A 250-nucleotide genomic window follows, 5' to 3' on the forward strand; every position below is an offset into this window, starting at 1 on the left:
CGGTCCCCCTTGGGGGTTCACATCCCAAGCGCGTAGCGCAACACCCGCTGCTTAATGCCGTTAGCGCGCTCAACCAGCATAAGGCCAAGATTGCGCGCCAACATCAATGGCGCTAAATCGTTGCTGAACGCTATATAGAACGCATCTATTCCCGCTTGCATCAGCAGGTTATCTCCGCGCCGGAGGCGCTGGTAACGTTGCAATACCGCCAGCCTATCCCAGGGTTCGTCACGCCGGCGAGCATCAATCA

General features: G+C 57.6%; 1 pseudogene. It reads right to left on the reverse strand.

The window, feature by feature from the left end:
* Window positions 1-17 precede the first annotated feature (17 nt).
* A pseudogene (gene ubiF / locus BG74_RS01945) lies at window positions 18-250 on the reverse strand (2-octaprenyl-3-methyl-6-methoxy-1,4-benzoquinol hydroxylase); the annotation flags it as partial.

This window comes from Sodalis-like endosymbiont of Proechinophthirus fluctus, assembly GCF_001602625.1.
Lineage (GTDB): Bacteria > Pseudomonadota > Gammaproteobacteria > Enterobacterales > Enterobacteriaceae.